General features: G+C 64.0%; 28 protein-coding genes. 19 read left to right on the top strand and 9 right to left on the bottom strand.

Translation table 11 applies throughout. From position 1 onward, the window contains the following. Window positions 1-24: 24 nt before the first annotated feature. Window positions 25-1,104, bottom strand: coding sequence for a 4-oxalomesaconate tautomerase (locus L6D77_RS16580; RefSeq protein ID WP_232884475.1), 1,080 nt, complete (start codon window positions 1,102-1,104; stop codon window positions 25-27). Between the two features lie 310 nt (window positions 1,105-1,414). Between L6D77_RS16580 and L6D77_RS16575 the strand changes: the two genes are divergently transcribed. Then, window positions 1,415-2,308 (top strand): LysR family transcriptional regulator, encoded by an 894-nt coding sequence (locus L6D77_RS16575; protein ID WP_232884474.1) that lies wholly within the window; start codon window positions 1,415-1,417, stop codon window positions 2,306-2,308. Between the two features lie 4 nt (window positions 2,309-2,312). On the opposite strand, the gene L6D77_RS16570 is transcribed toward L6D77_RS16575, so the two are convergent. Then, the gene (locus L6D77_RS16570; RefSeq protein WP_232884473.1) at window positions 2,313-3,212 is read right to left on the bottom strand and encodes a MerR family transcriptional regulator; all 900 of its coding nucleotides are present in this window, start codon (window positions 3,210-3,212) and stop codon (window positions 2,313-2,315) included. Between the two features lie 120 nt (window positions 3,213-3,332). Between L6D77_RS16570 and L6D77_RS16565 the strand changes: the two genes are divergently transcribed. The 7 genes from L6D77_RS16565 (at window position 3,333) to L6D77_RS16535 (ending at window position 8,846) form a co-directional block, all read left to right on the top strand. Next, on the top strand, window positions 3,333-3,779 hold the full coding sequence (locus tag L6D77_RS16565) for a PAS domain-containing protein (RefSeq protein ID WP_232884472.1): 447 nt from the start codon (window positions 3,333-3,335) through the stop codon (window positions 3,777-3,779). Window positions 3,780-3,886: 107 nt separating this feature from the next. After that, window positions 3,887-4,309: a nuclear transport factor 2 family protein gene (locus tag L6D77_RS16560; RefSeq protein WP_232884471.1), complete on the top strand. Its 423-nt coding sequence runs from the start codon at window positions 3,887-3,889 to the stop codon at window positions 4,307-4,309. Further along, a complete protein-coding gene (locus L6D77_RS16555) occupies window positions 4,306-5,058 on the top strand; it encodes an SDR family NAD(P)-dependent oxidoreductase (protein WP_232884470.1) in 753 nt (250 codons plus the stop codon). Before L6D77_RS16560 ends, L6D77_RS16555 begins: the two co-directional genes overlap by 4 nt. A 6-nt stretch (window positions 5,059-5,064) precedes the next feature. Beyond that, window positions 5,065-6,312, top strand: a complete 1,248-nt coding sequence (locus L6D77_RS16550; RefSeq protein WP_232884469.1) for an NAD(P)/FAD-dependent oxidoreductase — start codon at window positions 5,065-5,067, stop codon at window positions 6,310-6,312. Further along, window positions 6,309-7,121: a DUF1365 domain-containing protein gene (locus tag L6D77_RS16545; protein ID WP_232884468.1), complete on the top strand. Its 813-nt coding sequence runs from the start codon at window positions 6,309-6,311 to the stop codon at window positions 7,119-7,121. Before L6D77_RS16550 ends, L6D77_RS16545 begins: the two co-directional genes overlap by 4 nt. Continuing rightward, a complete protein-coding gene (locus L6D77_RS16540; RefSeq protein WP_232884467.1) occupies window positions 7,096-8,355 on the top strand; it encodes an SAM-dependent methyltransferase in 1,260 nt (419 codons plus the stop codon). Before L6D77_RS16545 ends, L6D77_RS16540 begins: the two co-directional genes overlap by 26 nt. 2 nt (window positions 8,356-8,357) lie before the next feature. Then, the gene (locus tag L6D77_RS16535) at window positions 8,358-8,846 is read left to right on the top strand and encodes a DUF2878 domain-containing protein (protein WP_232884466.1); all 489 of its coding nucleotides are present in this window, start codon (window positions 8,358-8,360) and stop codon (window positions 8,844-8,846) included. Here the strand turns inward: L6D77_RS16535 and L6D77_RS16530 are convergent. The 4 genes from L6D77_RS16530 to L6D77_RS16515 all read right to left on the bottom strand — a co-directional run bounded on the left by L6D77_RS16530 (window position 8,796) and on the right by L6D77_RS16515 (window position 10,965). Next, window positions 8,796-8,966 carry a DUF2256 domain-containing protein gene (locus tag L6D77_RS16530; protein WP_232884465.1) on the bottom strand — a complete coding sequence of 57 codons (171 nt, stop codon included), beginning with the start codon at window positions 8,964-8,966 and terminating at the stop codon, window positions 8,796-8,798. The genes L6D77_RS16535 and L6D77_RS16530 overlap by 51 nt on opposite strands. Beyond that, the gene (locus L6D77_RS16525) at window positions 8,963-9,499 is read right to left on the bottom strand and encodes a DUF3833 domain-containing protein (RefSeq protein ID WP_232884464.1); all 537 of its coding nucleotides are present in this window, start codon (window positions 9,497-9,499) and stop codon (window positions 8,963-8,965) included. Before L6D77_RS16525 ends, L6D77_RS16530 begins: the two co-directional genes overlap by 4 nt. A 2-nt stretch (window positions 9,500-9,501) precedes the next feature. Next, window positions 9,502-10,050 carry a chalcone isomerase family protein gene (locus L6D77_RS16520; protein ID WP_232884463.1) on the bottom strand — a complete coding sequence of 183 codons (549 nt, stop codon included), beginning with the start codon at window positions 10,048-10,050 and terminating at the stop codon, window positions 9,502-9,504. 375 nt (window positions 10,051-10,425) lie between these two features. Next, window positions 10,426-10,965, bottom strand: a complete 540-nt coding sequence (locus tag L6D77_RS16515; RefSeq protein ID WP_232884462.1) for an RrF2 family transcriptional regulator — start codon at window positions 10,963-10,965, stop codon at window positions 10,426-10,428. A 269-nt stretch (window positions 10,966-11,234) separates the two neighbouring features. On the opposite strand from L6D77_RS16515, the gene L6D77_RS16510 reads away from it, so the two are divergent. Both L6D77_RS16510 and L6D77_RS16505 read left to right on the top strand, forming a co-directional pair. Next, entirely contained in the window at window positions 11,235-12,431 is a 1,197-nt protein-coding gene (locus L6D77_RS16510) for an NAD(P)/FAD-dependent oxidoreductase (protein WP_232884461.1), read from the top strand. Between the two features lie 231 nt (window positions 12,432-12,662). After that, a complete protein-coding gene (locus L6D77_RS16505; protein WP_232884460.1) occupies window positions 12,663-14,288 on the top strand; it encodes a methyl-accepting chemotaxis protein in 1,626 nt (541 codons plus the stop codon). A gap of 171 nt (window positions 14,289-14,459) precedes the next feature. On the opposite strand, the gene L6D77_RS16500 is transcribed toward L6D77_RS16505, so the two are convergent. Beyond that, window positions 14,460-15,863 (bottom strand): purine-cytosine permease family protein, encoded by a 1,404-nt coding sequence (locus L6D77_RS16500; RefSeq protein ID WP_232884459.1) that lies wholly within the window; start codon window positions 15,861-15,863, stop codon window positions 14,460-14,462. 317 nt (window positions 15,864-16,180) lie between these two features. Here L6D77_RS16500 and L6D77_RS16495 point away from each other — a divergent pair, with 317 nt between their 5' ends. From L6D77_RS16495 to L6D77_RS16455, 9 genes are all read left to right on the top strand, one after another. Then, window positions 16,181-16,666 (top strand): flavin reductase family protein, encoded by a 486-nt coding sequence (locus L6D77_RS16495; RefSeq protein WP_232884458.1) that lies wholly within the window; start codon window positions 16,181-16,183, stop codon window positions 16,664-16,666. A 212-nt stretch (window positions 16,667-16,878) separates the two neighbouring features. Next, window positions 16,879-17,919 (top strand): LLM class flavin-dependent oxidoreductase, encoded by a 1,041-nt coding sequence (locus tag L6D77_RS16490; RefSeq protein ID WP_232884457.1) that lies wholly within the window; start codon window positions 16,879-16,881, stop codon window positions 17,917-17,919. Between the two features lie 320 nt (window positions 17,920-18,239). Then, window positions 18,240-18,836 (top strand): amino acid synthesis family protein, encoded by a 597-nt coding sequence (locus tag L6D77_RS16485; protein ID WP_003256068.1) that lies wholly within the window; start codon window positions 18,240-18,242, stop codon window positions 18,834-18,836. A gap of 68 nt (window positions 18,837-18,904) precedes the next feature. Next, window positions 18,905-19,738, top strand: a complete 834-nt coding sequence (locus L6D77_RS16480; RefSeq protein WP_232884456.1) for an alpha/beta fold hydrolase — start codon at window positions 18,905-18,907, stop codon at window positions 19,736-19,738. Then, window positions 19,735-21,216, top strand: a complete 1,482-nt coding sequence (locus L6D77_RS16475; RefSeq protein WP_232884455.1) for an aldehyde dehydrogenase — start codon at window positions 19,735-19,737, stop codon at window positions 21,214-21,216. Before L6D77_RS16480 ends, L6D77_RS16475 begins: the two co-directional genes overlap by 4 nt. 12 nt (window positions 21,217-21,228) lie before the next feature. Next, window positions 21,229-21,714 (top strand): flavin reductase family protein, encoded by a 486-nt coding sequence (locus L6D77_RS16470; RefSeq protein WP_125858987.1) that lies wholly within the window; start codon window positions 21,229-21,231, stop codon window positions 21,712-21,714. Window positions 21,715-21,893: 179 nt separating this feature from the next. Continuing rightward, window positions 21,894-22,283 (top strand): carboxymuconolactone decarboxylase family protein, encoded by a 390-nt coding sequence (locus tag L6D77_RS16465; protein ID WP_232884454.1) that lies wholly within the window; start codon window positions 21,894-21,896, stop codon window positions 22,281-22,283. A gap of 90 nt (window positions 22,284-22,373) precedes the next feature. Then, window positions 22,374-23,126, top strand: coding sequence for a GntR family transcriptional regulator (locus L6D77_RS16460; protein ID WP_110996546.1), 753 nt, complete (start codon window positions 22,374-22,376; stop codon window positions 23,124-23,126). 2 nt (window positions 23,127-23,128) lie between these two features. Continuing rightward, window positions 23,129-23,692, top strand: coding sequence for an NUDIX hydrolase (locus tag L6D77_RS16455; RefSeq protein ID WP_232884453.1), 564 nt, complete (start codon window positions 23,129-23,131; stop codon window positions 23,690-23,692). 170 nt (window positions 23,693-23,862) lie between these two features. Here the strand turns inward: L6D77_RS16455 and L6D77_RS16450 are convergent, their stop codons facing one another. Next, window positions 23,863-25,182: an RHS repeat-associated core domain-containing protein gene (locus L6D77_RS16450; protein WP_232884452.1), complete on the bottom strand. Its 1,320-nt coding sequence runs from the start codon at window positions 25,180-25,182 to the stop codon at window positions 23,863-23,865. Between the two features lie 8 nt (window positions 25,183-25,190). After that, window positions 25,191-25,346: a hypothetical protein gene (locus tag L6D77_RS16445; protein WP_232884451.1), complete on the bottom strand. Its 156-nt coding sequence runs from the start codon at window positions 25,344-25,346 to the stop codon at window positions 25,191-25,193. Window positions 25,347-25,401 lie beyond the last annotated feature (55 nt).

The raw sequence follows: 25,401 nt of genomic DNA, 5'->3' as shown, positions 1-25,401 counted from the left end.
TTTGTTGACCGCGGGTACAACGGCTCAGCCAGCCAGCCGCCTGGCCGTTGGGGCGTAGACGAAACCTGAGAACAGCCGGCGGGCGGTACGTACCACGGAAGCTTGAAGAGTCTTGCCGTCTGGCCCGCTGCGCGTGAGCGCCACATCGATGCCGCCGCTGGGGTGCTCGAGGCGCACTTCCTGCAGGCCTGGGGCCGCATCGCCAAGCAGGTTCATGGTGACGGTACCCGGGCTGACGCAAGCGGTTGCCAGGCCAATGGCGCCGGTGATGGCCAGCGCCCGGTGGCAGTTGTGCGGCATGAAGTAGCGCACCTGCAGGGTGCCGCCGAACTTCGCCGGGCTGACCAGCACCGGCTTGGGGATGACCATGCCGCTGACATCGCCCAGGCCCATGGCCCGCCCGGCTTTAATCCGCAGCGCTTCCAGGCGCTTGAGCAGGCGGCTGTCGGCATCCAGCTCGGCGGGGCTTTCACCGCCGCTCAGGCCCAGTTGGCTGGCTTCGACGATCATCATCGGCATGGCCATGTCGATGCAGGTCACCGGTACACCGTCGATCACATCGCAGGCCTGGCCGGTGGGGAACAGCTGCCCGGTCTTGCTGCCGACCGCGTCGAGGAACGTCAGGTGGATCGGCGCCGCCGTGCCCGGCACGCCGTCGATGGCGGTACGGCCTTCGTAACGGACGATGCCCTTGGGCGTCTCGACCAGGGAATTGACGAAGGTGTTGGTATTGAGGTTGCGGATACGCACCAGGGTCTTGTCTTCGGTAGCCTTCACCAGCCCTTGCTCGATGGCGAACGGGCCGACGGCGCAGAGCATGTTGCCGCAGTTGGGCGCGGTGTCGACACGGCGCTGGGCCACCATCACCTGGACGAACAGGTAATCGACATCGGCGTCGGCATGCAGCGACGGGCTGACGATCGCCACCTTGCTGGTCTGCGGGCTGCCGCCACCGATGCCGTCGATTTCCAGCTCGTGGCCGGAGCCCATCAGGCGCAACAGCACTTCATCACGCTCGACCACATTGGTGGGCAGATCCCAGGCATGGAAGATGGGGCCTTTGGAGGTGCCGCCGCGCATGAGCACACAGGGGATTCGTTGCATGTCTAGTGACTCTTGTTGATCAATCGGCTGAATTGATGTTGTGATCGAAAGAGTGACAGGCATGGATAAATCAATCCAATGCAAAGATCGTAGCTATTATTGCGCTTGGCAAATCAATCAAACGTTGGCGATGCCCCCTGTAGGAGCGGCCTTGTGCCGCGAAAGGGCCGCAACGCGGCCCCAGGATTTCAGCGTGAAAACAGAAATCGCCGGGGCTGCTCCGCAGCCCTTTCCGGCCGGTCCGGCGCCCCGGCAAGGCCGCTCCTACACAGGGGCGTGCACGGGCATCAGGACTTAACCGAGAGCCACCATGGAATACGAGCTCCAAGACATCAGATCTTTCGTGAAAATCGCCGAACTGGGCAGCTTCCACGAAGCCGCGGACGTGCTGCACCTGTCGCAGCCAGCGCTCAGCAGGCGTATCAAGAAGCTTGAAGAGGGCCTGGGTACCCCGCTGCTCGAACGCACCACCCGGCGCGTCAGCCTGACCAGCGTTGGCCGGGACTTTCTGCCCAAGGCACGGCGCCTGCTGGATGACTTCGAGGACTCGATCCTGAGCATCCGCGAGCTGGCCGAACGCCAGAGCGGCCAGGTGACGCTTGCCTGCATCCCGACGGCGGCCTTCTATTTCCTGCCGTCGGTGATCCGCCTGTACAACCAGCAGTACCCGAAAATCCGCATTCGCCTGCTCGACCTCAGCGCCAACGACGGCCTGGAGGCGGTGCTGCGCGGCGAAGCGGACTTCGGCATCAACATGATGAGCGGCCAGCACTCGGACATCGAGTTCGTCTCGCTGGTGCAGGAGCCGTTCGTCCTGGCCTGCCGGCGCGACCACGAACTGGCGTCGCGCAAAGCGGTGACCTGGTCGGAACTGGCGGACTATCGGCTGATCGGCGTGGGCCGCCTGAGTGGCAACCGTATGCTGCTGGACCACGCACTGAGCGGGCTCAGCGTAAGACCCAAATGGTTCTACGAGGTGCAGCACCTGTCCACGTCCCTGGGGATGGTCGAGGCCGGGCTGGGGGTTTCGGCCATGCCCAGCCTGGCGATGCCAGGGCCCGACCACCCGACCCTGGCCAGCGTCCCGCTCACCGAGCCGGAGGTCACCCGCACCCTCGGGCTGGTCTACCGGCGCGGCGCCTCGTTGTCGCCCGCGGCAGAAAAATTCGTGGCGATCCTGCTGGAAAAGTGGCGCAGCGGCTGAACCTTCACAACTCCAGTGTGCCCCTGAGCAAGGCGGCAAGCTTGGGCGCGGCTTCAGCGCCCTGCCCCTCCAGCAGCGCCAGCGGGATACCCTGCAACAGCGTCGCAAACTCGGCCAGGCCGTCGCCCAGCAGCGCCAACGGGCAGGCGATTTCCAGCTGCAGGGTTCGCAACCGCGCGGCCAACGCTGGGCTGACAGGGCCTTGCACCCTGATCACCAGTGCCGCCGGGCGCATGGCCGCGCACAGCAGCGGCAGCTCGTCCAGCGGCTGGGCATTGCCGAGCACCTCGATACGCTGCTGTTCGCCACCCAGCAACAGGCCGCTGCACAACAATTCCAACTCGCTGACGCCACCGGCTGCGCTCAGCAGCACGCGGGGCGCGGCAGCCTGGTTCAGTTGCAGACGCAGCAACAGCCGGGCGCGCAGGAATGAGTCGAGGAATAGCCACTGGCTGCGCTGGCCGAACGCCGTGCCAGCCGCCAGTTGGCGCCAAACCGGCATCAGCACTTCGCGCAGCGCGATGGTTTTGGGAAACAGCGTGAACACGTGGCCATGCAGCGCTTCGAGCGCCTGAGCGTCGAATGCCTGGGTCGCGCGCAACACCGCAGCGCGCCAGTCGTCGAAGGCATCGCTGCCCTGCTCCACCGCCCGGGCGCCCTGCTCATGCTGGCGGGCGAGCAATTCGCCGACCTTGCTGATCGGCAGGCCGCTACCGGTCCAGTGCAGGATGTCGCGGATGCGCTGCACATCCTCGGGCGTGTACAAGCGATGGCCGCCTTCGGTGCGCTGCGGGCTGATCAGCCCGTGGCGACGCTCCCAGGCGCGCAGGGTTACCGGGTTGATGCCAGTCAGGCTGACCACATCGCGCATGGGCAGCAAATCGGAGGGAGTCGCTTCGGTCATCGGGCAGGTCGGGATCAAGGGGCCGGGGCGCCATTCTAAACCCATCCCCGCCTTTTTCGCCGAGCGTTCGTGCGTCATCATGGCGGCCATCGCGCACGCCACCATTACCCGAGGTTCACAATGATCGACGCAAAGCTTATGCAACTGATGGTCGAGACCTCCAACGACGGCATCGTCGTCGCCGAACAGGAAGGCAACGACAGCATCCTGATCTACGCCAACCCGGCGTTCGAACGCCTGACCGGCTATGCCGTCGACGACATTCTCTACCAGGACTGCCGCTTCCTGCAGGGCCAGGACCATGACCAGCCGGGGCTTGCCGCTATCCGCAAGGCCATCCGCGACGGCCGCCCTTGCCGCGAAGTGCTGCGCAACTACCGCAAGGACGGCAGCCTGTTCTGGAACGAGCTGTCGATCACCCCGGTGCACAACGAGGCTGACCAGCTGACCTACTTCATCGGTATTCAGCGCGACGTCAGTGCACAGGTTTGCGCCGAGCAGAAGGTCCGCGACCTGGAAGCTGAAGTCGCACGACTGCGGCAGCTGCTGGCTGAAGCCAACGATTGAGACCAATAAAAACTGTACATGATTATTGACTTGTACAGTTTTGGACATAGGCTTCAAGTATACCTGTACAAAGAATTTGCCTTGTACAGGATTGCCTGGAGCCGTGCATGTCCGACTACCTGCAAACCTTCGCCGAACGCTTTGCCAGCCTCGATGCCGATAACCTCCAGCGCCTCGACGCGCTGTACAGCGAAGCGGTGACCTTCCGCGACCCATTGCACCAGATAGACGGCCTGCCCGCCCTGCGCGCCTACTTCGCCACGCTGTACGCCAACGTGCAGGGCATCCGCTACGACTTCCACGGCGCCGACGAAGTCCGGCCGGGCCTCGGCTACCTGCGCTGGACCCTGCACTTTCGCCACCCGCGCCTGGCCGGCGGGCAGCCGATCAGCCTTGACGGCTGCAGCCACCTGCGCTGGCGCGAGCGGGTCGACTTTCACCAGGATTATTTCGATGCCGGCGCATTGCTCTACGAGCATGTGCCCGTGGTCGGTGGGCTGATCGGCTGGCTCAAGGGCCGGCTGGCATGAGCCGCTGCTGGTTGACCGGCGCCAGCAGCGGCATCGGCGCCGCCCTGGCGCTGCGCTTGCTGGAACAAGGCCATCAGGTCGCGCTGGGTGCCCGCCAGGCGCAAAGCCTGCAGCCGCTGGCCGAGCGCTTTGCAGGCCAAACGCTGCTGGCCGTGGGCGATATCAGCGAGGCGCCGCAGGTGGCGCAGATCGCTGCGGATATCGAGCAGCACTGGGGCGCCCTCGACCTGGTGATTCTCAACGCTGGCACCTGCGAGTACCTGGAGCCCGGCCACTTCGACCCGGCCTTGGTCGAACGGGTAATGCGCACCAACCTGCTGGGCCTGTGCCACTGCATCCAGGCCGCGCTGCCCCTGCTGCGGCGGGGCCAGCGCCCGCATCTGGTGGTGCTGGGCAGCTCGGTGAGCTGGCTGGCCCTGCCACGGGCCGGCGCCTACGGCGCGTCCAAGGCCGCGGTGCGCTACCTGGTCGAGTCGCTGCGCATCGACCTGATCAACGAGGGCATCGATGTCACCCTGGTCAGCCCCGGCTTCGTCGATACCCCGCTGACCCGGCGCAACGATTTCGCCATGCCGCAGATGTGGAGCGCCGAGCGCGCCGCCGGGCACATCGCCGCACGCTTGGCGCAGCGGCCACTGGAGATCAACTTCCCCGGCCTGTTCACCTGCGTGCTGCGCCTGCTGGGCGCGTTGCCGGTGCATTGGCGCCTGAAGCTGGGCCAGCGCATGGCCCGTCCGGATCAGGGGTAGCCAAGCATGCGTATCGCCCTTATCGGCAGCGGCATCGCCGGCCTGACCTGCGCCCACCTGCTGTCGCGCCAGCACGAAATCACCTTGTTCGAGGCCGCCGACCGTATCGGCGGCCACACCCACACGGTCGATGTGCAGTGGCGCGGCCAGCACTTTGCCGTGGACACCGGGTTCATCGTATTCAACGACTGGACCTACCCCAACTTCATCCGCCTGCTGGGCTACCTGGGGGTGGCTTCGCGGCCCACGCAGATGAGCTTTTCGGTGCACGACCCGGTCACGGGCTTCGAGTACAACGGCCATACCCTCGACAGCCTGTTCGCCCAACGACGCAACCTGCTGTCGCCGGGTTTCTGGGGCATGCTGCAGGACATCCTGCGCTTCAACCGCCAGGCCCTCGCCGACCTGGACAACCAGCGCATCGAAGCCACCACCACCCTTGGCGACTACCTGCGCACACAGCGCTACGGCCAGCGTTTCATCGACCACTACATCGTGCCCATGGGGTCGGCGATCTGGTCGATGTCGCGCAGCGACATGCTGGGCTTCCCGCTGCAGTTTTTCGTGCGCTTTTGCCGCAACCACGGCTTGCTGTCGGTCAACCACCGCCCGCAATGGCGGGTGATCGAGGGCGGCTCGCGCAGTTACCTGGCACCCTTGTGCCGGCCGTTTGCCGAGCGTATTCGCCTGAACTGCGCGGTCAGGCGAGTCAGCCGTGACGACGGCGGTGTGACTGTAATCAGCATGGCCGGTACCGAACGCTTCGACAGCGTGGTGTTCGCCTGCCACAGCAACCAGGCCCTGGCCTTGCTGGAGGCCCCCAGCGCCGATGAGCGCGCGGTGCTCGGCGCCATCCGCTACGCCAGCAACGATGTGCTGCTGCACACCGACACCCGCCTGCTGCCACGGCGGCGCAAGGCCTGGGCCAGCTGGAACTACCGCCTGGGTGGCAGCGAACAGGCCCCCGCCGCGCTGACCTACGACATGAACATCCTGCAGGGCATCGAGGCGCCGGTGACCTTCTGCGTGAGCCTGAACCAGACCGCCCTGGTCGACCCGGCGCAAGTCCTCGCCCGCTTCGAATACGCCCACCCCCAATACAGCCTGGCGGCGCTGGCCGCCCAGGCCCGGCAAGGCGAATTGCAGGGGCGCCAGCACAGCTATTACTGCGGTGCCTACTGGGCCAACGGCTTCCACGAGGACGGCGTGGTCAGCGCACTGCAAGTGGCCGAGCACTTTGGAGAACGCCTGTGAACAGCAGCCTGTGCAACGGCTGGGTCAGTCACAAGCGCCTGACCCCACGCCCGCATGCCTTCCGCTACCGAATCGGCATGTTTTACCTGGACCTGGCCGAACAGCCCTGGCTGCTCGGCCTGTCGCGCTGGCTCGGGCGCTCGCGCCTGGCCCCGCTGTGCTGGCGTGAAAGCGACTACCTGCCGGCCCTGACCGGCGGCGGCATGCCGCTGGCCCAGGCCGCCCGCCAGCTGGTCGGCCAGGCCACCGGGCAGGCACCCGAGGGCGCCGTGCACCTGCTCACCCAGCCACGCTGCTGGGGGCTGTCGTTCAACCCGGTGAGCTTCTACTTCTGCCATGACCGCGACGGCCAGCTCGCAGCGATCCTGCTGGAGGTGCGCAACACCCCCTGGCGCGAGCGCTTTCACTACGTGCTGCCGGTGCAGCCTGGCCTGCCCCGGCAGTTCTGCGTGGCCAAGGCCTTCCATGTGTCACCGTTCATGCCGCTGGACATGGAGTACCGCCTGCGCTTTTTCCTCGATGCCCAGCGGGTGCGCATCCACATGGAAAACCGCCGCGAAGGACAGCCGGTGTTCGCCGCCGACCTGGTCCTGGAGCGCCGGGTGCTCAACCGCACCACCTTGCACCAGCACCTGCTGGCCTTCCCGTGGATGAGCCTGCGCACGCTGTCGGCCATCTACTGGCAAGCCCTGCGCCTGCTGTTCAAGCGCACGCCCATTCACGACCACCGCGCAAGCCAAGGCAACCTGCGCCTCGGCCAAACCACCCGCGAGGAGCCCAAGCATGCCCGAACCCACGTTGAGCGTTAGCAAATCGGCGGGCCTGACACCGCTGCTTGGTGGCCTGGTCAGGAATGCCGTGCTGGCCCAGCTGCGCCGGGTCAGCCGGGGGCAATTGCGGCTGATCTGTAATGACCAGCAATGGACATTCGGCGAAGCCGGCAGCGCGTTGTCCGCCGAAGTCGAGATCCTCGACGAGGCCGCCTGGGGCATGGTCGCCGGCAATGGTTCGATCGGCGCCGGCGAAGCCTATATCCATGGCTACTGGCGCAGCCCGGACCTGGCGGCGGTGACCCGCCTGTTCGTCGCCAACCTGGATGTGCTGGATGCCATGGAGCGCGGCCTGGCACGCTTCGGCCGCCCGGCCCTGCGCCTGCTGCACGCGTTCAACCGCAACAGCCGGCGCGGCGCGCGGCGCAATATCCTGGCCCACTACGACCTGGGCAATGCCCTGTTCGAACGCCTGCTCGACCCGACCATGATGTATTCGGCGGCGCAGTTCGACAGCCCCGAGCAAAGCCTGGAACAGGCGCAACTGAACAAGCTCGAACGCATCTGCCAGAAGCTCGAACTCAAGCCCCACGATCATTTGCTGGAAATCGGCAGCGGCTGGGGCAGCCTGGCGATCCACGCCGCCACCCATCATGGCTGCCGGGTCACCACCACTACGTTGTCCCAGGCGCAGTACAGCCACACCCTGCAGCGGGTCAAGGCACTGGGCCTGGAGCGGCGCATCACCGTGCTGTGCGAGGACTACCGCGACCTGCGCGGGCGCTTCGACAAGCTGGTGTCGATCGAGATGATCGAGGCTGTGGGCCACCGCTACCTGCCGACGTATTTTCGCCAGTGCGCCGCGCTGCTCAAGGACGAGGGCCTGATGCTGCTGCAGGCCATCACCATCCGCGACCAACGCTACGCCCAGGCACGCCGTTCGGTGGACTTCATCCAGCGCTACATATTCCCCGGCGGCGCCCTGCCCTCGCTCAGCGTGCTGCTCGACACCGCCAGCCGCCAGACCGCGCTGAACCTGTTGCACATGGAGGACTTCGGCCAGGACTACGCCCGCACCCTGCGCCACTGGCACGACAACCTGCGCCTGTCACGCGGGGCGCTCAGTGAAATGGGCTACGACGATACGTTCCAGCGGTTGTGGGAGTTCTACCTGTGCTACTGCCAGGGCGGTTTCGAGGAGCGGGTGATCGGTGTGGCCCAGTTGCTGTGGGCCACCCCCCAGGCACGCCGGGCGCCACTGCCGGGCGCCTGACCATGCCCCGCGCCTGGCTGCTGGGCAATGCGCTGTGGCTGCAGGCTGGCTGGTGGGCCTGCGTGCTCGGTGCAACGCGGCCCTGGCTGTTGCTGATCGTGCCTGCCGGGCTGGCGTTGCACCTGCGCTATTGCCGCGACCGCAGGGGTGAAGCCTGGGCGTTGTTGCGGGTGACGCTTGCCGGTTGCCTGCTCGATAGCCTGCTGGGCGCACTGGGGGTGTTCAGCTTTGTGCAGTGGCCATTGCCCGGCTGGCTGGCGCTGCTGTGGCTGGTGCTGGCCAGCGGCTTGCGCCACAGCCTGGCCTGGGCTGCGCGGCCGGCCTGGCGTGGGGTGCTGCTGGGTGTGTTCGGCGGCCCGCCGGCTTATCTGGCCGGTGCGCAGCTTGCGGGCGTCGGCCTGCCGCTGGGCGCACTCGCCACGGCCCTGCTGCTGGCGCCGCTATGGGCGCTGGCCTTGCCGCTGGCGTTGCGCCTGGCCGCGTGGCGCTGAGCGCCGGCAGCGCTCGGAGCAGTAGCGTACCTGCTGCCAACAGCGCGACCAGCGCTTGCGCCAGGTGAACGGCCGGCCACAGGCCACGCAGACTTTGCTCGGCAATAGGCTCTTCTTCATCGAGCGCCCTGGGGCAAACGCCGGAAGAACAAGGTGATCTGCCCGATCTCCACACCGAACTTGCGCATGCTGGAGCGGTTGATGAGGGTGTCTTCATCCATCAGGTACATCCAGTCGTCCAGGTCCACCTGCCAGTGCCGGCCATCCACCGGCAGGTCCAGCCGGTATTGCCAACGCAGGGCATTGCCCGCGACCTCGCCGCGAGCCTCGCCGATCACGTCCCCTGCCCGGCCGCGCCAGCGCCCGGGGCCGTCCGGGGTGAGTGTCCAGGTGCGCTGCTGGCGCGTGCCGTCGCTGTAGACAAAGTGCTCGTCGAGGATCAGCCGCTCGCCGTCACGACGGCTGTCGACGCGCACGTGGAAACGCTTGACCACTTCGCCGCTGCGCTTCTGGAACATGCCCCAGGCTTCTACCGGCGTGGCGAAGAATGCCACCAGGTCCAGACCAGGTTGCTGACCGCGGTAGTGTTCGACGCCGACATTGCCGCAACTGCCGAGCAGCAGGCAGGCAAGCACAAGCACAAGGTTACGCATGATCAGCCTCCAGGTTTCTCTGTGGCCAACCCGAGCAGGCGCTGGCGCAACTGTGGGTCTCGGGCGCGTGGGTCCAGCCAGATGGCGAAGAACGTCCGGGCGAACCTTGGGTCGGCGACCTCGGCACGCAGTTGGCCATCGACATAGAAGCGGCAGCCCTGGCCGGGCAGGTACAGCCCGGTGATGCGCACGCCCGGGCGTACGTCGACGAATGCGGCGCGCATGCTGTGGGCCCATCGTTCGAGCGTTTCGGGGCTGGGGGGCTGGGCGGCCAGGCGGCGCATTTCTTCGAGGCTGGCCTCCACCAGCGTGTCGCGGGACAGTGCCCGGTGGTAGCGCAGTTCGAGGGCGAAGGGTTCATCCCAGCGTTGCGGTGAACCGGCAGTGAACAGGCGGGCGCTGTACAGGCGCAGGCCGAACCAGCTGAAATCGCCGCTGCCGGTGAGGTGGGCCTGTGGCAGGGCGGTGCGCCAGTCTGCGTAGGCGGGCTGGGTCAGGGCCAGGAGGATGGCCAGGGTGATCAGTTTCAGCCTTGCGGGTTTGTGGGCCATGTGGCGAATACCCGGGCTTGCTTGGATACTGTACAAGTATATGTTCTTGTATAGATATTCCTAGCTGAAATCTTGATTATGTATAGATTTTAGAGAGGTTTAGGTTCGGCTTCGGCTCTCAGGGTGTTTGTTTTGGTAGATGTATGCGCATTCGGCGGCGATGACGACTTATTAGTCACCTTTCCGCCCTTACGGCGGCTTACTTTGGTCTTACCTCGCCGGCCGCGGCCAAAGTAAGCCGCCGTAAGGGCGGAAAGGTGACTTCGCGTCGACATCGCAAATGAATGCGCATAACCCTTTCAAAACAAAAAAAATGCGCACACGTTGTTAAACCAACAAACCATTTAGCAAATAAGCAGCACCACTCGGGACAACTCAAACAGCCACTACCGGTATTTCCCCACTACCATTGCCCTTGCGCCGCTCCCCCATCCAGTCATTGACCTGCTGCCCGAACGCCGCCGGTGCCTTGCGCCCGAACCGCCGCGCCAAGTCGAGGATCGTCTGCTGCGCCAGCGCCTCCTCCATGCGCTTCTGCGCCCCCAGCATCACCGCATTGATCGCACAGGTCCCCTCGGTCGCCCAAGCCGGTGCCGAACCTTCGAACACCGCACAACGCTCGCGAATTTCCCGGCAGTCGAAAATCTTCTTCTGCCCGTCAATGGCCGTGACGATATCCAGCACCGTGATTTCATCCGAAGGCCGCGCCAGGCGGAAACCACCCCGTACACCCTCGGTCGCCGCAACCAGCCCGGCCCTGGCGAGCTTGGTAAATACCTTCGCCAGGTATTCCTGCGGCACACCCTGCAACTCCGCCAGGTCACGCACGCTGGACTCGCGGCTGTCACCGCGCTCGTCGACCAGGAACAACAGGCAATGGATACCGTACTCGACGCCGGCACTGTAGAGCGACATGTCAATCTCCGACTGAATTTGTCGCAAATACTACGCCCACCAACGTCAACTGGCAAAGCCTAAGCTTGCCGTCCATCGCCAACCCATCAGCACTGCAAGCACCTATAAACCAGCTAAACCGCCAGTTTCGACCGCCTTTTCCGAGGTCAGAACGGGCACTGATTGAAAAAAAGACTTGCCGAGACAAACTACGACCAATACAGTCGTAGTTATTCGGCAGGCATCCCATGCACCACCGAAGCCCTTTCCCCACCTTGCGGAGCACTCACATGACCCCACATATCCTGATCATCGGTGCCGGCTTTGCCGGTGTATGGAGCGCCCTGAGCGCCGCCCGCCTGCTCGACCAGGCCCAGGCCGGCGACGTGCGCATCAGCGTGCTGGCCCCGCAGCCAGCACTGCGCATCCGCCCACGCTTCTACGAAGCCGATGCCCACACCCTGCAGGCCCCGCTGAGCGAGTTGTTCGATGTGGTCGGGGTGCAGTTCATCCACGGCAACGCCGACAGCATCGACAGCGCCGCGCGCCAGGTCGGCTACATCGACGCCAACGGCCAGCGCCAGCAGCTGGGCTACGACCGCCTGGTCCTTGCCGCCGGCAGCCAGGTCGCTCGCCCCGCCGTGCCGGGCCTGGCCGAGCACAGCTTCGATGTCGACCAGATGGAGTCGGCTATGCGCCTGGAACAACACCTGGTTGGCCTGGCCAAGCTGCCCGCCTCGCCGGCACGCAATACCGTGGTGGTGTGCGGCGGCGGCTTCACCGGCATCGAGACCGCTACCGAAATGACGCCCCGCCTGCGCGCCATCCTCGGTGAAGGCAATCGCGTGGTACTGGTGGACCGTGCCGACAGTATCGGTGCCGCCCTTGGCGCCGGCATCACCCCGGCCATCGTTGCCGCCTCGCAACACGCCGGTGTCGAGTGGCTGACCGGTGCTTCGGTGGTGGCCGTAAAGGCGGACGGCGTGACCCTCGACAATGGCGAACACATCGCCAGCAACACCGTGATCTGGACTGCTGGCGTCAAGGCCAGCCCGCTGACCGCGCAGGTCGCAGGCGAGCGTGACGCCCTGGGCCGGCTGCGGGTCGACCCGCACCTCAAGGTCGTTGGCCAGGACCATATCTACGCCACCGGCGACGTCGCCTGGGCCGCCGTGGACGATATCGGCAACCACGCGCTGATGACCTGCCAGCATGCCATCCCCATGGGCCGCCATTCGGGCAACAACGCCATGGCCGACCTGCTGGGCCTGGACCCGGTGGTGTACCGCCAGCCCAAGTACGTCACCTGCCTGGACCTGGGCGAATGGGGCGCGGCCTACAGCGAGGGCTGGGAACGCGAACTGGTGCTGCAAGGCCAGGAAGGCAAGAACCTCAAGCGCCAGATCAACACGGTGTGGATCTACCCACCAGCAGCCGACCGTGAGCAGGCGCTGGCCGCCGCAGACCCGGCCATCGCCATCGTGTAGGCGAACCAAAACTGTCCGATCCGTCAGATAATGACGGATCGGACAATACGTGCCGTTACATTGAATGACTGGTCAATAATAATGGCCATGTGGCATCATTGGCGCCAAAAAAACATCGAGAAGGTGAGGAACACACTCAATCCGCAGCGCATCGAGAGCCTGGCGCCCCCCGCCGTCACGGCCCTCAAACCATGCTCTTGACGCCTGCACGCCAACGTCAAGGAGCATTCCATGCAGTTACGGAATATGAAGATCGGCAAACGCGCCGCCAGCGTGTTCGCACTTTTAGGTGCATTGGTCCTGGCAATGGGCCTGCTTTCTCTCTACGAAACCCGGCAGATGGACAGCGCCACCGACGAAATTCGCATCACCTGGATCCCCGCCATCGTTGCCCTCAACGACATCGGCAGCAACCTCGGCCGCGTCCGCGCGGTAACCCTGCGCACCGCCCTGGACGACGACAGCACCGAGCGAGCGCGCAATACCGCCCTGCTCAAGACCGTCAACGAGCAGTTGCAAACCGCCCTCAAAGATTACGAAGACACCATCATCGCCGCCGATGACCGTGCCCTGTTCAACGCCTTCAACGCCGCCCACCAGCAGTACTACAGCCTGCAACAGGAAGTGCTGCAGGACATCAACGCCGGCCGCGCGGCCGACGCCAAGCGCAAGATCAGCGGCCCGCTTACCCAGCATGCCGACAGCATGATGAAAGCCATGGCGGCCCTGATCGCCTACAACGGCAAGGGCGCCGACGATGCATCGCAACGCAGCAGCGACGTGGCCGACGAGGCCTTCACCGTGATCGTCAGCTCACTGCTGGTCATCATCCTTGCCCTGATCGCCATCGCCACCCTGCTCACCCGCAGCATCGTCGTACCGCTGGCCGACGCCGTGGCCGTGGCCGAGCGAGTGGCCACCGGCGACCTCACCCGCGACATCCAGGTCAGCGGCCGCGACGAACCGGCACTGCTGCTGCGTGCCCTGAGCCAGATGCAACAGAGCCTGCGCGACACCCTGCGCAAGATCGCCGCCTCTTCCGACCAACTGGCCTCGGCCTCCGAAGAACTGCACACGGTCACCGAAGACACCAGCCGTGGCCTGCACCAGCAGAGCGCCGAGATCGACCAGGCCGCCACGGCGGTCAACCAGATGACCGCCGCGGTCGAGGAAGTGGCCAACAACGCGGTGAGCACCGCCGATGCGTCGAAGGGTGCCGACCAGACTACCCGCGACGGCCGCGACCAGGTCAACCAGGCCTTGAGCTCGATCCAGCACCTGGTCGACGACGTCACCGGCACCTCGCAGGAAATCGAACAGCTGGCCAGCAGCGCCAACGAGATCAGCCGCGTGCTCGATGTGATCGGCTCGATTGCCGGGCAGACCAATCTCTTGGCGCTCAACGCTGCCATCGAGGCGGCCCGCGCCGGCGAGGCCGGGCGCGGCTTTGCCGTGGTTGCCGACGAAGTACGGGCACTGGCCCACCGCACCCAGCAGTCCACCGCCGAGATCGAGCAGATGATTGGCGGTATCCAGGACGGCACCGGGCGCGCGGTCAGCGCCATGCACAGCAGCCAGGGCCGCGCCAATGGCACCCTGGAAGTGGCGCAGTCGGCCGGCCAGGCGCTGGAGCTGATTGCCGAGGCCATCGCCTCGATCAACCAGCGCAACCTGGTGATTGCCAGTGCCTCGGAGCAGCAGGCGCAGGTAGCGCGGGAGGTGGACCGTAACCTGGTGAACATTCGCGACCTGGCCATGCAGACGTCCGCCGGCGCCAACCAGACCAGCGCGGCGGCCCAGGACCTGTCGCGCCTGGCGGTGGAGCTGAACGGGATGGTGGCGCAGTTCAAGGTGTGATCCAAACACCTGGGGCCGCTTTGCGGCCCTTTCGCGGCACAAGGCCGCTTCCACAGGCGTACGCGATCCCCTGTAGGAGCGGCCTTGTGCCGCGAAAGGGCTGCAAAGCAGCCCCATTTACACATCACTCAAAACATCGCGGGGCAAGCCCGCGATCAGTTCAGCTACAGGTCAGTCATTCACCCCAATCACCCGCCCCGCCTTCACCGGCTTGCTGCGCGTAGCCAGGCAGTAATAAAGCGGCACGGTCACCAGCAAGCCGAACAGCCACGACAGATCAGCCCCTTCGACGATATTCGAGTACGGCCCCACATACAGCGCCGTGTTGGCGAACGGCAGTTGCACCAGGATGCCGCAGGCGTAGGCGATGATCGCGTGGTGGTTGAAGCGGCCATAGATGCCACCGTCGGCGCGGAAGATCGAGGCGATGTCGTATTCGCCCTGCTTGATCAGGTAGAAGTCCACCAGGTTGATCGACGCCCACGGCACCAGCACCAGCAGCAACGCCAGGATCAGGCCGATGAATTCACCGATGAAGTCCGCCGAAGCGTTCAACGCAACCAGGCCACAACCCACCAGGATCAACACCGCCAATACCACCCGCACCTTGATGCTCGGCGTCCACTGGGCGGCGAACGTCTGGATCGCGGTGACGATCGACAGCACCGCGCCGTACAGGTTGAGGGCGTTGTGGCTGATGATGTTGAGCAGGAACAGCACCATCAGGATCGGCCCCAGCCAACCTGTGGCCTGCTTGACCGCCGCCATGGCGTCGGTGCCTTCAGGGACGCACAGCACCGCCACCGCACCGAAGCTGAAGCACAGGATGGTGCCCAGGGTGGCGCCGAAGTAAGTGGCCCAGAACGGCTTGGCGATGCCGATCTCACGCGGCAGGTAGCGCGAGTAGTCGGAAGTGTACGGCGAGAAGCTGATCTGCCAGATGGTGCCCAGCGATACCGTGGCGATGAAGCCCGACAGGTTGAACGCGCCACGGCTGAAGAAGTCGGCCGGCAGGTCCTGGGCGAACATCATGATGAAGCCGGCCAGCAGCGCCGAGCCCATCACCCAGGTACCGATGCGGTTGAGGATATGGATGAAGCGGTAGCCGATCACGCCGATGGCGGTGGCGCTCAGGGCGCCGATGACGATGGCGCTGGGCATCGGCACGCTGGGGGCGATGCCGTGGATCGACTTGCCCGCCAGGACGATGTTGGAGATGAAGAAGCCGACGTAGATCAGCGCGGTGAAGAACACGATCAGCAGTGCGCCGTAGCGGCCGAACTGGCCACGGCTCTGCACCATCTGCGGAATGCCCAGCTGCGGTCCCTGCGCAGAGGCCAGGGCGAGCACCACGCCGCCCAGCAGGTGGCCCAGCGCGATGGCGATCAGGCCCCACAACAGGTTCAGGTGGAACACCTGCACCACCATGGCCCCGGTGACGATGGGCAGTGGCGCGATGTTGGTGCTGAACCACAGGGTGAACAGGTCGCGCGCCTTCCCATGGCGCTCGGCGGGTGGAACGTAATCGACCGTGTGATTTTCGACAAACTGGTGTTGCGACGACGGTTGGGACATAGGTTTTCAGCTCGAAAGGTCGTTTTTTATCTTTGTATGGAAACCGCTCGAGGCGGCCTCTCAGCTGCGGACCATATTATGGTATTCCAAACTTTTGACAACACTGTGCCGCGCTTTTTCAGCGCATCTGATCTGTAAGATGCCCCGCCTTGGCGCAGCCTTTTCACTGCCAAACCCAATGAATACGGGGCCTTAACCGTTCATCGCGTTATCCGTGCACCAGAAAATTCCGCTTGCAAAATAGGTATTACGGTATACCATCAGACACATCAACGATAAAAACCGCGGACCACCGCAGCCCTTCCGAGGTACACAAGATGATCGACGCAACTGTCTACAAGAACGTCCTGGGCTCCTTCCCGTCCGGCGTTACCGTCATCACCACCCTGGACGACGACGGTTCGATCGTCGGCCTCACCGCCAGCGCCTTCTCCTCGCTGTCGATGGACCCGCCACTGGTGCTGTTCTGCCCCAACTACAGCTCCGACTCCTACCCTGTACTGATGAAGAACAAGCGCTTCGCCATTCACCTGTTGTCCGGTGAGCAGCAAGCCGAGGCCTATGCGTTCGCGAAAAAGGGCAAGGACAAGGCCAGCGGTATCGAGTGGACCCTGAGTGAACTGGGTAACCCGATCCTGGCCGGCGCCACCGCTGTCATCGAGTGCGAGCTGTGGCGCGAGTACGAAGGTGGCGACCACGCCATCATGGTCGGCAAGGTGCACAACCTGATCGTGCCTGATGAAGCGCCCCGCCCGATGATCTACTGCCGCGGCAAGATGGCCAGCCTGCCTGCCTTCGCCTGACTGCTGATTACCCGCAAGCACTGTAGGAGCGGCCTTGTGCCGCGAAAGGGCCGCAGCGCGGCCCCAGGATTTCAGCGAGAAAGCTTAAATCGCCGAGGCTGCTCTGCAGCCCTTTCGCGGCACAAGGCCGCTCCTACAAGAAGACAGTTGCTGCCACATAGAGGCCTGCTCCGGCAGGCGACAACAAGACAACAAGCTCCGAGGAAAGCCCCATGAAATTTTCGTTGTTCGTGCACATGGAACGTTGGGATGAACAGGTCAGCCACCGCCAGCTGTTCGAAGACCTGACCGAACTGACCCTGATGGCCGAAGACGGCGGTTTCAGCACCGTGTGGATTGGCGAACACCACGCCATGGAATACACCATCTCGCCGAGCCCGATGCCGCTGCTGGCCTACCTGGCCGCACGCACCGAGAAGATCCGCCTGGGCGCCGGCACCATCATCGCGCCGTTCTGGAACCCGATCCGCGTGGCCGGCGAGTGCGCCCTGCTCGACGTGATCAGCAACGGCCGCATGGAAGTGGGCCTGGCCCGCGGCGCCTACCAGTTCGAGTTCGACCGCATGGCGGGTGGTATGCCGGCCACCGACGGTGGCAAGGCGCTGCGCGAAATGGTGCCGGTGGTGCGCAAACTGTGGGAAGGCGACTACGCCCACGACGGCGAAGTCTACAAGTTCCCCACCTCCACCAGCGTGCCCAAGCCGTTCAACGCCACCCCGCCGATGTGGATCGCCGCCCGCGACCCCGACTCGCACAACTTCGCCGTGGCCAACGGCTGCAACGTCATGGTCACCCCGCTGATGAAGGGCGACGAAGAAGTGCTGGACCTGAAGAACAAGTTCCAGGCCGCCCTGGACAACAACCCGGATGTGCCGCGCCCGCAACTGATGGTGCTGCGCCACACCCATGTGCACAGCCCGGCCGACCCTGAAGGCTGGAAGGTCGGCGCCCAGGCCATCTCGCGCTTCTACCGCACCTTCGATGCCTGGTTCGGCAACAAGACCACCCCGGTCAACGGTTTCCTTGCGCCAAGCCCGGAGTCGAAGTTCGCCGAAGTGCCGGCGTTCGAGCTGGACAACATCCGCAAGAACACCATGATCGGCACCCCCGAAGAGATCATTGCGCGCATCAAGTACTACCAGGAGCTCGGCGTCGACGAGTTCAGCTTCTGGTGCGACAACAGCCTGCCCCATGCCGAAAAGAAGAAGTCGCTGGAACTGTTCATCAAGGAAGTGGTGCCGGCCTTCGCCTGAATTCCCTTTGCCTGATTGATTGCGGGAAGCAGCCCGCTCCCGTGGGCCCCTGTGGCCCGCGCGAGCGGGCTTTTTTTGAGCCTGTACAGGCCTCTTCGCGGGCAAGCCCGCTCCCACAGGTACGGCGCAGGCCTGAAGGCCATAAGGCCCTGTGGGAGCGGGCTTGCCCGCGAAGAGGCCTGTACAGACACCAGAAAATTCAAGGCATCAGGCCACCTTTCGTCCCCTCGCAAGAGAAATTTCAAGCCGCCTCTTGCACATCAAATATTATGGTATACCATCAGACAACAAGAGCTGATAACCCTCACCAGGAGCCCCCCATGAGTTTCGAAATCCGCAAGATCGTCACCTACTCCGAAGAAACCCGCATCGAAGGCGGCAAGGCCACCGACAAGCCGGTGACCATGGTCGGCCTGGCCGTGGTGATCAAGAACCCATGGGCCGGTCGCGGTTTCGTTGAAGACCTCAAGCCAGAAATCCGCGCCAACTGCTCCGAGCTGGGCGCACTGATGGTCGAGCGCCTGACCGCCGCCATCGGCGGTGCCGACAAGATCGAGGCCTACGGCAAAGCCGCCGTGGTCGGCGCCGACGGCGAGATCGAGCACGCCTCGGCGGTGATCCACACCCTGCGCTTCGGCAACCACTACCGCGAAGCCGTGCAGGCCAAGAGCTACCTGAGCTTCACCAACAAGCGCGGCGGCCCGGGCACTTCGATCCAGATCCCGATGATGCAGAAGGACGACGAAGGCCTGCGCTCGCACTACATCACCCTGGAAATGCAGATCGAAGACGCCCCGCGCGCCGACGAAATCGTCGTGGTGCTGGGCGCCGCCGACGGTGGCCGCCTGCACCCGCGCATCGGTAACCGCTACATCGACCTGGAAGAACTGGCTGCCGAAAAAGCCAACGCTCAATAACAACAACCAAGACGGGCCTGGGCGTGGCGAGCATACCCGCCGCGCCCGACCTTCAAGGAGCGCCCTCCATGATTCAGCCTGTCGCTGAACGTACACCGGCCGGGACCAGTTACCTGGACCTGGGCCAGGGCCAGCCCGTGGTACTGATCCACGGCGTGGGCCTGAACAAGGAAATGTGGGGCGGGCAGATCGTCGGCCTGGCCAACGACTACCGCGTCATCACCTACGACATGCTCGGCCATGGCCAGAGCCGCGTGCCGGCCACCGACACGCCGCTCGAAGGCTACGCCGAGCAGCTCGCCGAATTGCTCGACCACCTGCAGATCGCCCAGGCCACCGTGATCGGTTTTTCCATGGGTGGCCTGGTGGCCCGCGCCTTCGCGCTCAATTACCCGCAGCGCCTGGCCGCGCTGGTGGTGCTCAACAGCGTGTTCAACCGCACCCCCGAGCAGAGCGCCGGGGTGATCGCCCGTGCCGCGCAGGCCTTTGAACAGGGCCCCGACGCCAACGTCGACGCCGCGCTCGACCGCTGGTTCAGCCGTGAATACAAGGCCGCCAACCCGGCCCAGGTCGCCGCCATCCGCCAGGTGCTGGCCAGCAATGACCCGCAGGGCTACCACACCACTTACTCGCTGTTCGCCACCCAGGACATGTACCGCGAAGGCGACCTGGGCAGCATCCAGGTGCCGACCCTGATCGCCACCGGCGAACTCGACAGCGGCTCCACACCGGCCATGACCCGCCAGCTCGCCGCGCGTATCCCCGGTGCGCAGAGCGTGGTCCTCGCCGAGCAACGGCATATGATGCCGGTGGAAGCACCGCGCGAAGTCAACAAGATGCTGCTGGACTTCCTTAGCCAAGCCCGCACCCTCACCGAATCCGCCAAGGGGATTGTTGCATGACCCTCGTTCGTTTCCAGATGTGCATCGACGGCCAGTGGCGCGATGCCCAGAGCGGCAAGACCTTCGACAGCCTCGACCCGGCCACCGCCCAGCCCTGGGCGCAACTGCCCGACGCCGCCGAAGCCGACGTCGAGCTGGCCGTGCAGGCCGCCCAGCGTGCCTTCGACAGCAACGCCTGGCGCGGCCTCACCGCCACCGCCCGGGGCAAACTGCTGCGCCGCCTGGGTGAGCTGATCGCCGAGAACAAGGAACACCTGGCCCAGCTTGAGAGCCGCGACAACGGCAAGCTGATCCGCGAAACCCGCGGCCAGGTCGGCTACCTGCCGGAGTTCTTCCACTACACCGCGGGCCTGGCCGACAAGCTCGAAGGCGGCACCCTGCCGCTGGACAAGCCGGACCTGTTCGCCTACACCGTGCACGAGCCCATCGGCGTGGTGGCCGGGATCATCCCCTGGAACAGCCCGCTGTACCTCACCGCGATCAAGCTGGCCCCGGCCCTGGCCGCCGGCAACACCATCGTGCTCAAGCCCTCCGAGCACGCCTCGGCGACCATCCTCGAGCTGGCCCGCCTGGCCCTCGAAGCCGGCTTCCCCGCCGGTGTGGTCAACGTGGTCACCGGCTACGGCCCAAGCACCGGCGCGGCGCTGACCCGCCACCCGCTGGTGCGCAAGATCGCCTTCACCGGCGGCGCCGCCACCGCCCGCCACGTGGTGCGCAGCAGCGCCGAGAACTTCGCCAAGCTGTCGCTGGAGCTGGGCGGCAAGTCGCCGAACATCATCTTCGCCGACGCCGACCTGGACAGCGCCATCAACGGCGCCGTGGCCGGCATCTATGCCGCCTCCGGGCAAAGCTGCGTGGCAGGTTCGCGCCTGCTGGTGCAGGACGAGATCTTCGATGAGTTCGTCGAGCGCCTGATCGCCCGCGCCAAAAGCATCCGCATCGGCAACCCCCAGGACGAAAGCAGCGAAATGGGCCCCATCGCCACCGCCCAGCAACTGGCCGTGATCGAAGGCCTGGTCGCTGCCGCCAAGGCCGAAGGCGCCACCCTGCGCATGGGCGGCAAGCGTGCCGAAGTCGAAGGTGACGGCTGGTTCTACGAGCCGACCCTGTTCGAGTGCGACAGCAACTCGATGACCATCATGCAGGAAGAAGTGTTCGGCCCGGTGGCGGCGGTGATCCGCTTCAAGACCGAGGAAGAGGCCCTGGCCATGGCCAACGACTCGCAGTTCGGCCTGGCCGCCGGCATCTGGACCCGCGACCTGGGGCGTGCCCACCGCCTGGCCCGTGACGTGCGCTCGGGGATCATCTGGGTCAACACCTACCGCGCGGTATCGGCCATGGCCCCCATCGGCGGTTTCAAGAACAGCGGCTATGGCCGTGAGAGCGGCATCGATTCGGTGCTGGCCTATACCGAGCTGAAGACGGTGTGGATCAACCTCTCCACCGCGCCCATGCCCGACCCGTTCGTGATGCGCTAGGAGGAACACGAGATGATCGAACCCGGCATCTACAAAGACGTGATGGGCTCGTTCCCGTCCGGTGTCACCGTGGTCACCACCCTGGACGCCGACGGCGCAATCGTCGGCATCACCGCCAGCGCGTTCAGCGCGCTGTCGATCGAACCGGCGCTGGTGCTGTTCTGCCCCAACTACGCCTCGGACACCTACCCGATCCTGCGTGACAGCAAGCAGTTCGCCATCCACCTGCTGTCCGCCGACCAGACCGCCGAAGCCTATGCCTTCGCCGGCAAGGGCAAGGACAAGGCCAAGGGCATCGACTGGCAGTTGAGCGAGCTGGGCAACCCGTTGCTGACCAAGGCCACGGCGATCATCGAGTGCGAGCTGTGGCGCGAGTACGACGGCGGTGACCACGCGATCATCGTGGGTGCGGTGAAGAACCTGGTGCTGCCCGAGCAGCCGGTGACGCCGATGGTGTACCACAAGGGCAAGCTCGGCGCGCTGCCGCCGCTGGGCTGATGCCTGGCCCGGCCTCTTCGCGGGTAAACCCGCTCCCACAGGTACAGCGAAGGCCCTGTGGGAGCGGGTTTACCCGCGAAGAAGCCAACACCCATTCCCCCGTTTTCCGGGGGCCGCGCATACCCCCTCACCTTCGGTTGCGGCCCCCATTTTTATTCCACCTCCAAGGACCTCGGCAGATGAGCAACGAAAAGTACGACAAAGGCCTGCAGATCCGCACCCAGGTGCTCGGTGAAGACTACGTCAACCGCTCGATCCAGAACGCCGACGAGTTCACCAAGCCGCTCCAGGAGCTGGTCACCGAGTACTGCTGGGGCCATGTCTGGGGCCGCGATGGCTTGTCGCTCAAAGAGCGCAGCATGATAAACTTGGCCATGATTTCCGCGCTCAACCGGCCCCACGAGCTCAAGCTGCACATCCGCGGCGCCTTGCGCAATGGCCTGAGCCGTGAACAGATTCGCGAGATCCTGCTCCAAGTCGGCATTTATTGCGGCGTACCTGCGGCGGTGGACAGTTTCCGCCTGGCCCGCGAGGCCTTCGCCGAAGCCGATGCAGAGTCAACCCGTTAACAACGGGCTGTTTCGAACCACTGCAAGGAGCGCCACGGTTCGTGGCCCTTCGCGATGTTGGCGCAACAGCCTCATAAAAGAGCGCACCTGATGAAACGCCAGCCACTCGACGACAGCTTCAAGGTCAACCGCAACCCCGTTACCCTGCGTGAAATCGTGCTCGACAAACTGCGCAGCGCGATCATGAACTTCCACCTGCTGCCGGGCGATCGCCTGGTCGAGCGCGACCTTTGCGATCGCCTCGGCGTCAGCCGCACCTCGGTCCGCGAAGCCCTGCGCCACCTCGAATCCGAGGGCCTGGTGGAGTTCGCCGACGCCAAGGGCCCGCGCGTGGCCATCATCACCCTGGAAGACGCCCGCGACATCTACGAGCTGCGCTGCGTGCTCGAAGGCCTGATCGTCCAGTTGTTCACCCTCAACGCCAAGACCAAGGATATCCGCGCCCTGGAGCGCGCCCTGGAAGTCAACCGCGAGGCGCTGGAAGACGGCGAGCTGCAGCAGGTGCTCGACTCGGTGCAGGGCTTCTACGACGTGCTGCTCGAAGGCTCGGGCAACCAGGTGGCCGCCCAGCAGCTGCGCCAGTTGCAGGCACGCATCAGCTACCTGCGCGCCACCTCGGTGTCGCAAGAAAACCGCCGCAGCGCCAGCAACCGCGAAATGGAAAAGATCGTCGAGGCGATCAAGAGCGGCGACCCGCAAGTCGCCCACCAGGCCTCGGTCGACCACGTGCGCGCCGCCGCCAAGGTGGCCCTGGACTACCTGCGCCAAAAACAGGACGACAACGCCAAGGTCCGCGAAATCGTCGCTCCCCTGCCCCTCAAGGACCCTCGCATAGGCCGCTGACCATGCCCACCGCCCCGCGCTACTGCCCGCACTGCACCACGGAACTGGCCCGGGGCGTCCCCACAGGCGACACCCACGAGCGCTTGCACTGCACCGGGTGCGGCTATATCCACTACATCAACCCGAAGATCATTGCCGGTTGCATCATCGAGCGTGATGGCAAGTACCTGTTGTGCCAACGCGCCATCCCGCCGCGGCCGGGGACCTGGACCTTGCCGGCGGGGTTCATGGAGGCAGGCGAGACCACCGAGCAGGCGGCGTTGCGCGAGGTGTGGGAAGAGAGTGGCGTGCGCGGCGAGATCGTCTCGCCGTACTCGATTTTCAGCGTGCCGCAGATCAGCGAGGTGTACATCATCTTCCGGGCCATTGCGACCGAGGAGACTGGGGAGTATGGGGAAGAGACCCTGGCCTACAAGTTCTTCGCGCCTGATGAGATTCCTTGGGATGAGATCTACTACCCGGCGATTCGGCAGATTCTTGAGCGGTACATTCTTGAGCGGCAGGCGGGGGTGTATGGGATCTATATGGGGAATGATGATACTGGGAAGGTGCATTTCATCAGATAGCGACCCGATACCCCACCGCGGAAACAAGCTGTTCACTTTTGGCGGCGCCTTGGTCGTACACCCAAGCCACTCGCCAAAAGAGAACGTATTTCCGAGGCAGGACATTAGCATAAGAATTTTAGAGACAGACAGCACATCCCCTTACACTCAAACATTGAAAACAATATTACTCACGGAGTATAACTGACCACAGGAGGCAAATTATACACACTCAACCAACGCTCATCGTTCCTGCCAAAGCAGAAACCCGAAATTACATGCATTTTCCCCGACTCTCTAGCATGAAGAGCCGCAGCATCTATAGAGCGCATATCAATAATATGAATATTTCTTTGGGAAAGATTCGTATTTACCGCATAATAGTCTGCTGCTATACCAGTCCCCACAAGTCCTTGCTGACGATTGTAAGTCGCAATCCCTCTTGGGTCTACGAAACATTTAGTACCCAACGGATGATTGAACGCTGTCGGAGCATTACGCGCATGCATATAAAAATTCATATCCTCCCATAAAAAAGGATACCAGTCTTCCATAGGGTTTCTACTCGCTGCCTGCCCAGGCATCTGGGGATCTAGCCAGTTATCACCATCACCCCTACCATGCACTCCACTTTCGATATATATACTACTGGTGCTATTGCGGCGAGCAATCGTTGTCAGCGGCTGCTGAATATCCCGCCCAACAATCTCCGTATCCGCACCATATAAATATCGCACTTGACCATTTTCAATCACCGGCTCTGTATACCAATTTGTTTGCTGTGTGTGCGTCCCCTGTGTGCGTTTTTGCAGGAACCCGCTTTGATATGTAAATAATTTATGCTTGTCCCCATATGTCCAAGCCCTTGTAGATTGACCACCAAAGATCTTCATCCCTTTGACCGACTGCATTAGATTATTGAGCCGAGCCTTGGTCAGCACACTGCGCAGTTGGCGCACACCCCTCGCCAAGGTGCTCATAACTTTGCGACCTGCCGTCTTCGCCGCCCCTGTAAAACCATCCAAAAAGCCAACAATGGTGGCCGCCAAATCGAGCTTTGCCGACAGTAAGGGATTGGTGTGTTGCACCGTCAGCGCCACAACGCTCAATGCAGTTGCTGCCATCGCAACTGCCAGTATCAGCGCCCCCGCCAGCCCTCCGGTCATTACTGATAGGCCAACAGCCAGCATGAACCCATAGGCAACGCGTGCGTACTGCCACCATGCTGCCGGGTCACGCTGAATAGGGGTACTTTCACGAATCATGTCGTCCAATGACGCCAGGGCTTGAACCTGCTCACGTCGACTGACCATGATATGCCCACTGGGATCGTGCCAGTTAACCGGGTCTTGGCCTGCGCAATAGGCACGATCATTCATGCCACCGTCGCCGAACGGACTGAGGCTATCACTTTGATAAAACGCCTGATGCTGCGGGTCATACACCCGATAGCCATTGCCCAGATGATAAAAACCAGTTACAGGGTCAACTCGCTGCGCGTTATAACCCATTGCGCTGTTCATTGCATTGAGGCGTGATCGACCACCCCCGCAAACGTGCCGTTGATACCGTCCACCGTAAGCGCATCACCCACGTGGAAGTGGTTTTCGAATTCAGCGCAGGTATAAGCCATTTGCAAAACTCCCCAGCGGCGGTTGAATGGAATAAATTCCATACCTCATCGCCGTGGGGCACAACTGACAAAAATGATAGGGGGGATTGCGCCAGCG

Origin of the sequence: Pseudomonas parasichuanensis (genome assembly GCF_021601385.1) — a bacterium.
In the GTDB taxonomy this organism is placed as follows: Bacteria; Pseudomonadota; Gammaproteobacteria; order Pseudomonadales; family Pseudomonadaceae; genus Aquipseudomonas; species Aquipseudomonas parasichuanensis.
The sequence above is the reverse complement of the archived record's forward strand: the minus strand, read 5'-3'. Positions and strand labels throughout refer to the sequence as shown.

Excerpts from the sequence above, each read along its gene's own strand:
- L6D77_RS16510 (WP_232884461.1), top strand. The coding sequence starts at position 11,235 with ATGACCCCACATATCCTGATCATCGGTGCCGGCTTTGCCGGTGTATGG.
- L6D77_RS16505 (WP_232884460.1), top strand. The coding sequence starts at position 12,663 with ATGCAGTTACGGAATATGAAGATCGGCAAACGCGCCGCCAGCGTGTTC.
- L6D77_RS16535 (WP_232884466.1), top strand. The coding sequence starts at position 8,358 with ATGCCCCGCGCCTGGCTGCTGGGCAATGCGCTGTGGCTGCAGGCTGGC.
- L6D77_RS16550 (WP_232884469.1), top strand. The coding sequence starts at position 5,065 with ATGCGTATCGCCCTTATCGGCAGCGGCATCGCCGGCCTGACCTGCGCC.
- L6D77_RS16485 (WP_003256068.1), top strand. The coding sequence starts at position 18,240 with ATGAGTTTCGAAATCCGCAAGATCGTCACCTACTCCGAAGAAACCCGC.
- L6D77_RS16475 (WP_232884455.1), top strand. The coding sequence starts at position 19,735 with ATGACCCTCGTTCGTTTCCAGATGTGCATCGACGGCCAGTGGCGCGAT.
- L6D77_RS16555 (WP_232884470.1), top strand. The coding sequence starts at position 4,306 with ATGAGCCGCTGCTGGTTGACCGGCGCCAGCAGCGGCATCGGCGCCGCC.
- L6D77_RS16560 (WP_232884471.1), top strand. The coding sequence starts at position 3,887 with ATGTCCGACTACCTGCAAACCTTCGCCGAACGCTTTGCCAGCCTCGAT.
- L6D77_RS16580 (WP_232884475.1), bottom strand. The coding sequence starts at position 1,104 with ATGCAACGAATCCCCTGTGTGCTCATGCGCGGCGGCACCTCCAAAGGC.
- L6D77_RS16565 (WP_232884472.1), top strand. The coding sequence starts at position 3,333 with ATGATCGACGCAAAGCTTATGCAACTGATGGTCGAGACCTCCAACGAC.
- L6D77_RS16490 (WP_232884457.1), top strand. The coding sequence starts at position 16,879 with ATGAAATTTTCGTTGTTCGTGCACATGGAACGTTGGGATGAACAGGTC.
- L6D77_RS16525 (WP_232884464.1), bottom strand. The coding sequence starts at position 9,499 with ATGCGTAACCTTGTGCTTGTGCTTGCCTGCCTGCTGCTCGGCAGTTGC.
- L6D77_RS16520 (WP_232884463.1), bottom strand. The coding sequence starts at position 10,050 with ATGGCCCACAAACCCGCAAGGCTGAAACTGATCACCCTGGCCATCCTC.
- L6D77_RS16500 (WP_232884459.1), bottom strand. The coding sequence starts at position 15,863 with ATGTCCCAACCGTCGTCGCAACACCAGTTTGTCGAAAATCACACGGTC.
- L6D77_RS16465 (WP_232884454.1), top strand. The coding sequence starts at position 21,894 with ATGAGCAACGAAAAGTACGACAAAGGCCTGCAGATCCGCACCCAGGTG.
- L6D77_RS16455 (WP_232884453.1), top strand. The coding sequence starts at position 23,129 with ATGCCCACCGCCCCGCGCTACTGCCCGCACTGCACCACGGAACTGGCC.
- L6D77_RS16460 (WP_110996546.1), top strand. The coding sequence starts at position 22,374 with ATGAAACGCCAGCCACTCGACGACAGCTTCAAGGTCAACCGCAACCCC.
- L6D77_RS16515 (WP_232884462.1), bottom strand. The coding sequence starts at position 10,965 with ATGTCGCTCTACAGTGCCGGCGTCGAGTACGGTATCCATTGCCTGTTG.
- L6D77_RS16450 (WP_232884452.1), bottom strand. The coding sequence starts at position 25,182 with ATGGGTTATAACGCGCAGCGAGTTGACCCTGTAACTGGTTTTTATCAT.
- L6D77_RS16540 (WP_232884467.1), top strand. The coding sequence starts at position 7,096 with ATGCCCGAACCCACGTTGAGCGTTAGCAAATCGGCGGGCCTGACACCG.
- L6D77_RS16495 (WP_232884458.1), top strand. The coding sequence starts at position 16,181 with ATGATCGACGCAACTGTCTACAAGAACGTCCTGGGCTCCTTCCCGTCC.
- L6D77_RS16530 (WP_232884465.1), bottom strand. The coding sequence starts at position 8,966 with ATGAAGAAGAGCCTATTGCCGAGCAAAGTCTGCGTGGCCTGTGGCCGG.
- L6D77_RS16470 (WP_125858987.1), top strand. The coding sequence starts at position 21,229 with ATGATCGAACCCGGCATCTACAAAGACGTGATGGGCTCGTTCCCGTCC.
- L6D77_RS16445 (WP_232884451.1), bottom strand. The coding sequence starts at position 25,346 with ATGGAATTTATTCCATTCAACCGCCGCTGGGGAGTTTTGCAAATGGCT.
- L6D77_RS16480 (WP_232884456.1), top strand. The coding sequence starts at position 18,905 with ATGATTCAGCCTGTCGCTGAACGTACACCGGCCGGGACCAGTTACCTG.
- L6D77_RS16575 (WP_232884474.1), top strand. The coding sequence starts at position 1,415 with ATGGAATACGAGCTCCAAGACATCAGATCTTTCGTGAAAATCGCCGAA.
- L6D77_RS16570 (WP_232884473.1), bottom strand. The coding sequence starts at position 3,212 with ATGACCGAAGCGACTCCCTCCGATTTGCTGCCCATGCGCGATGTGGTC.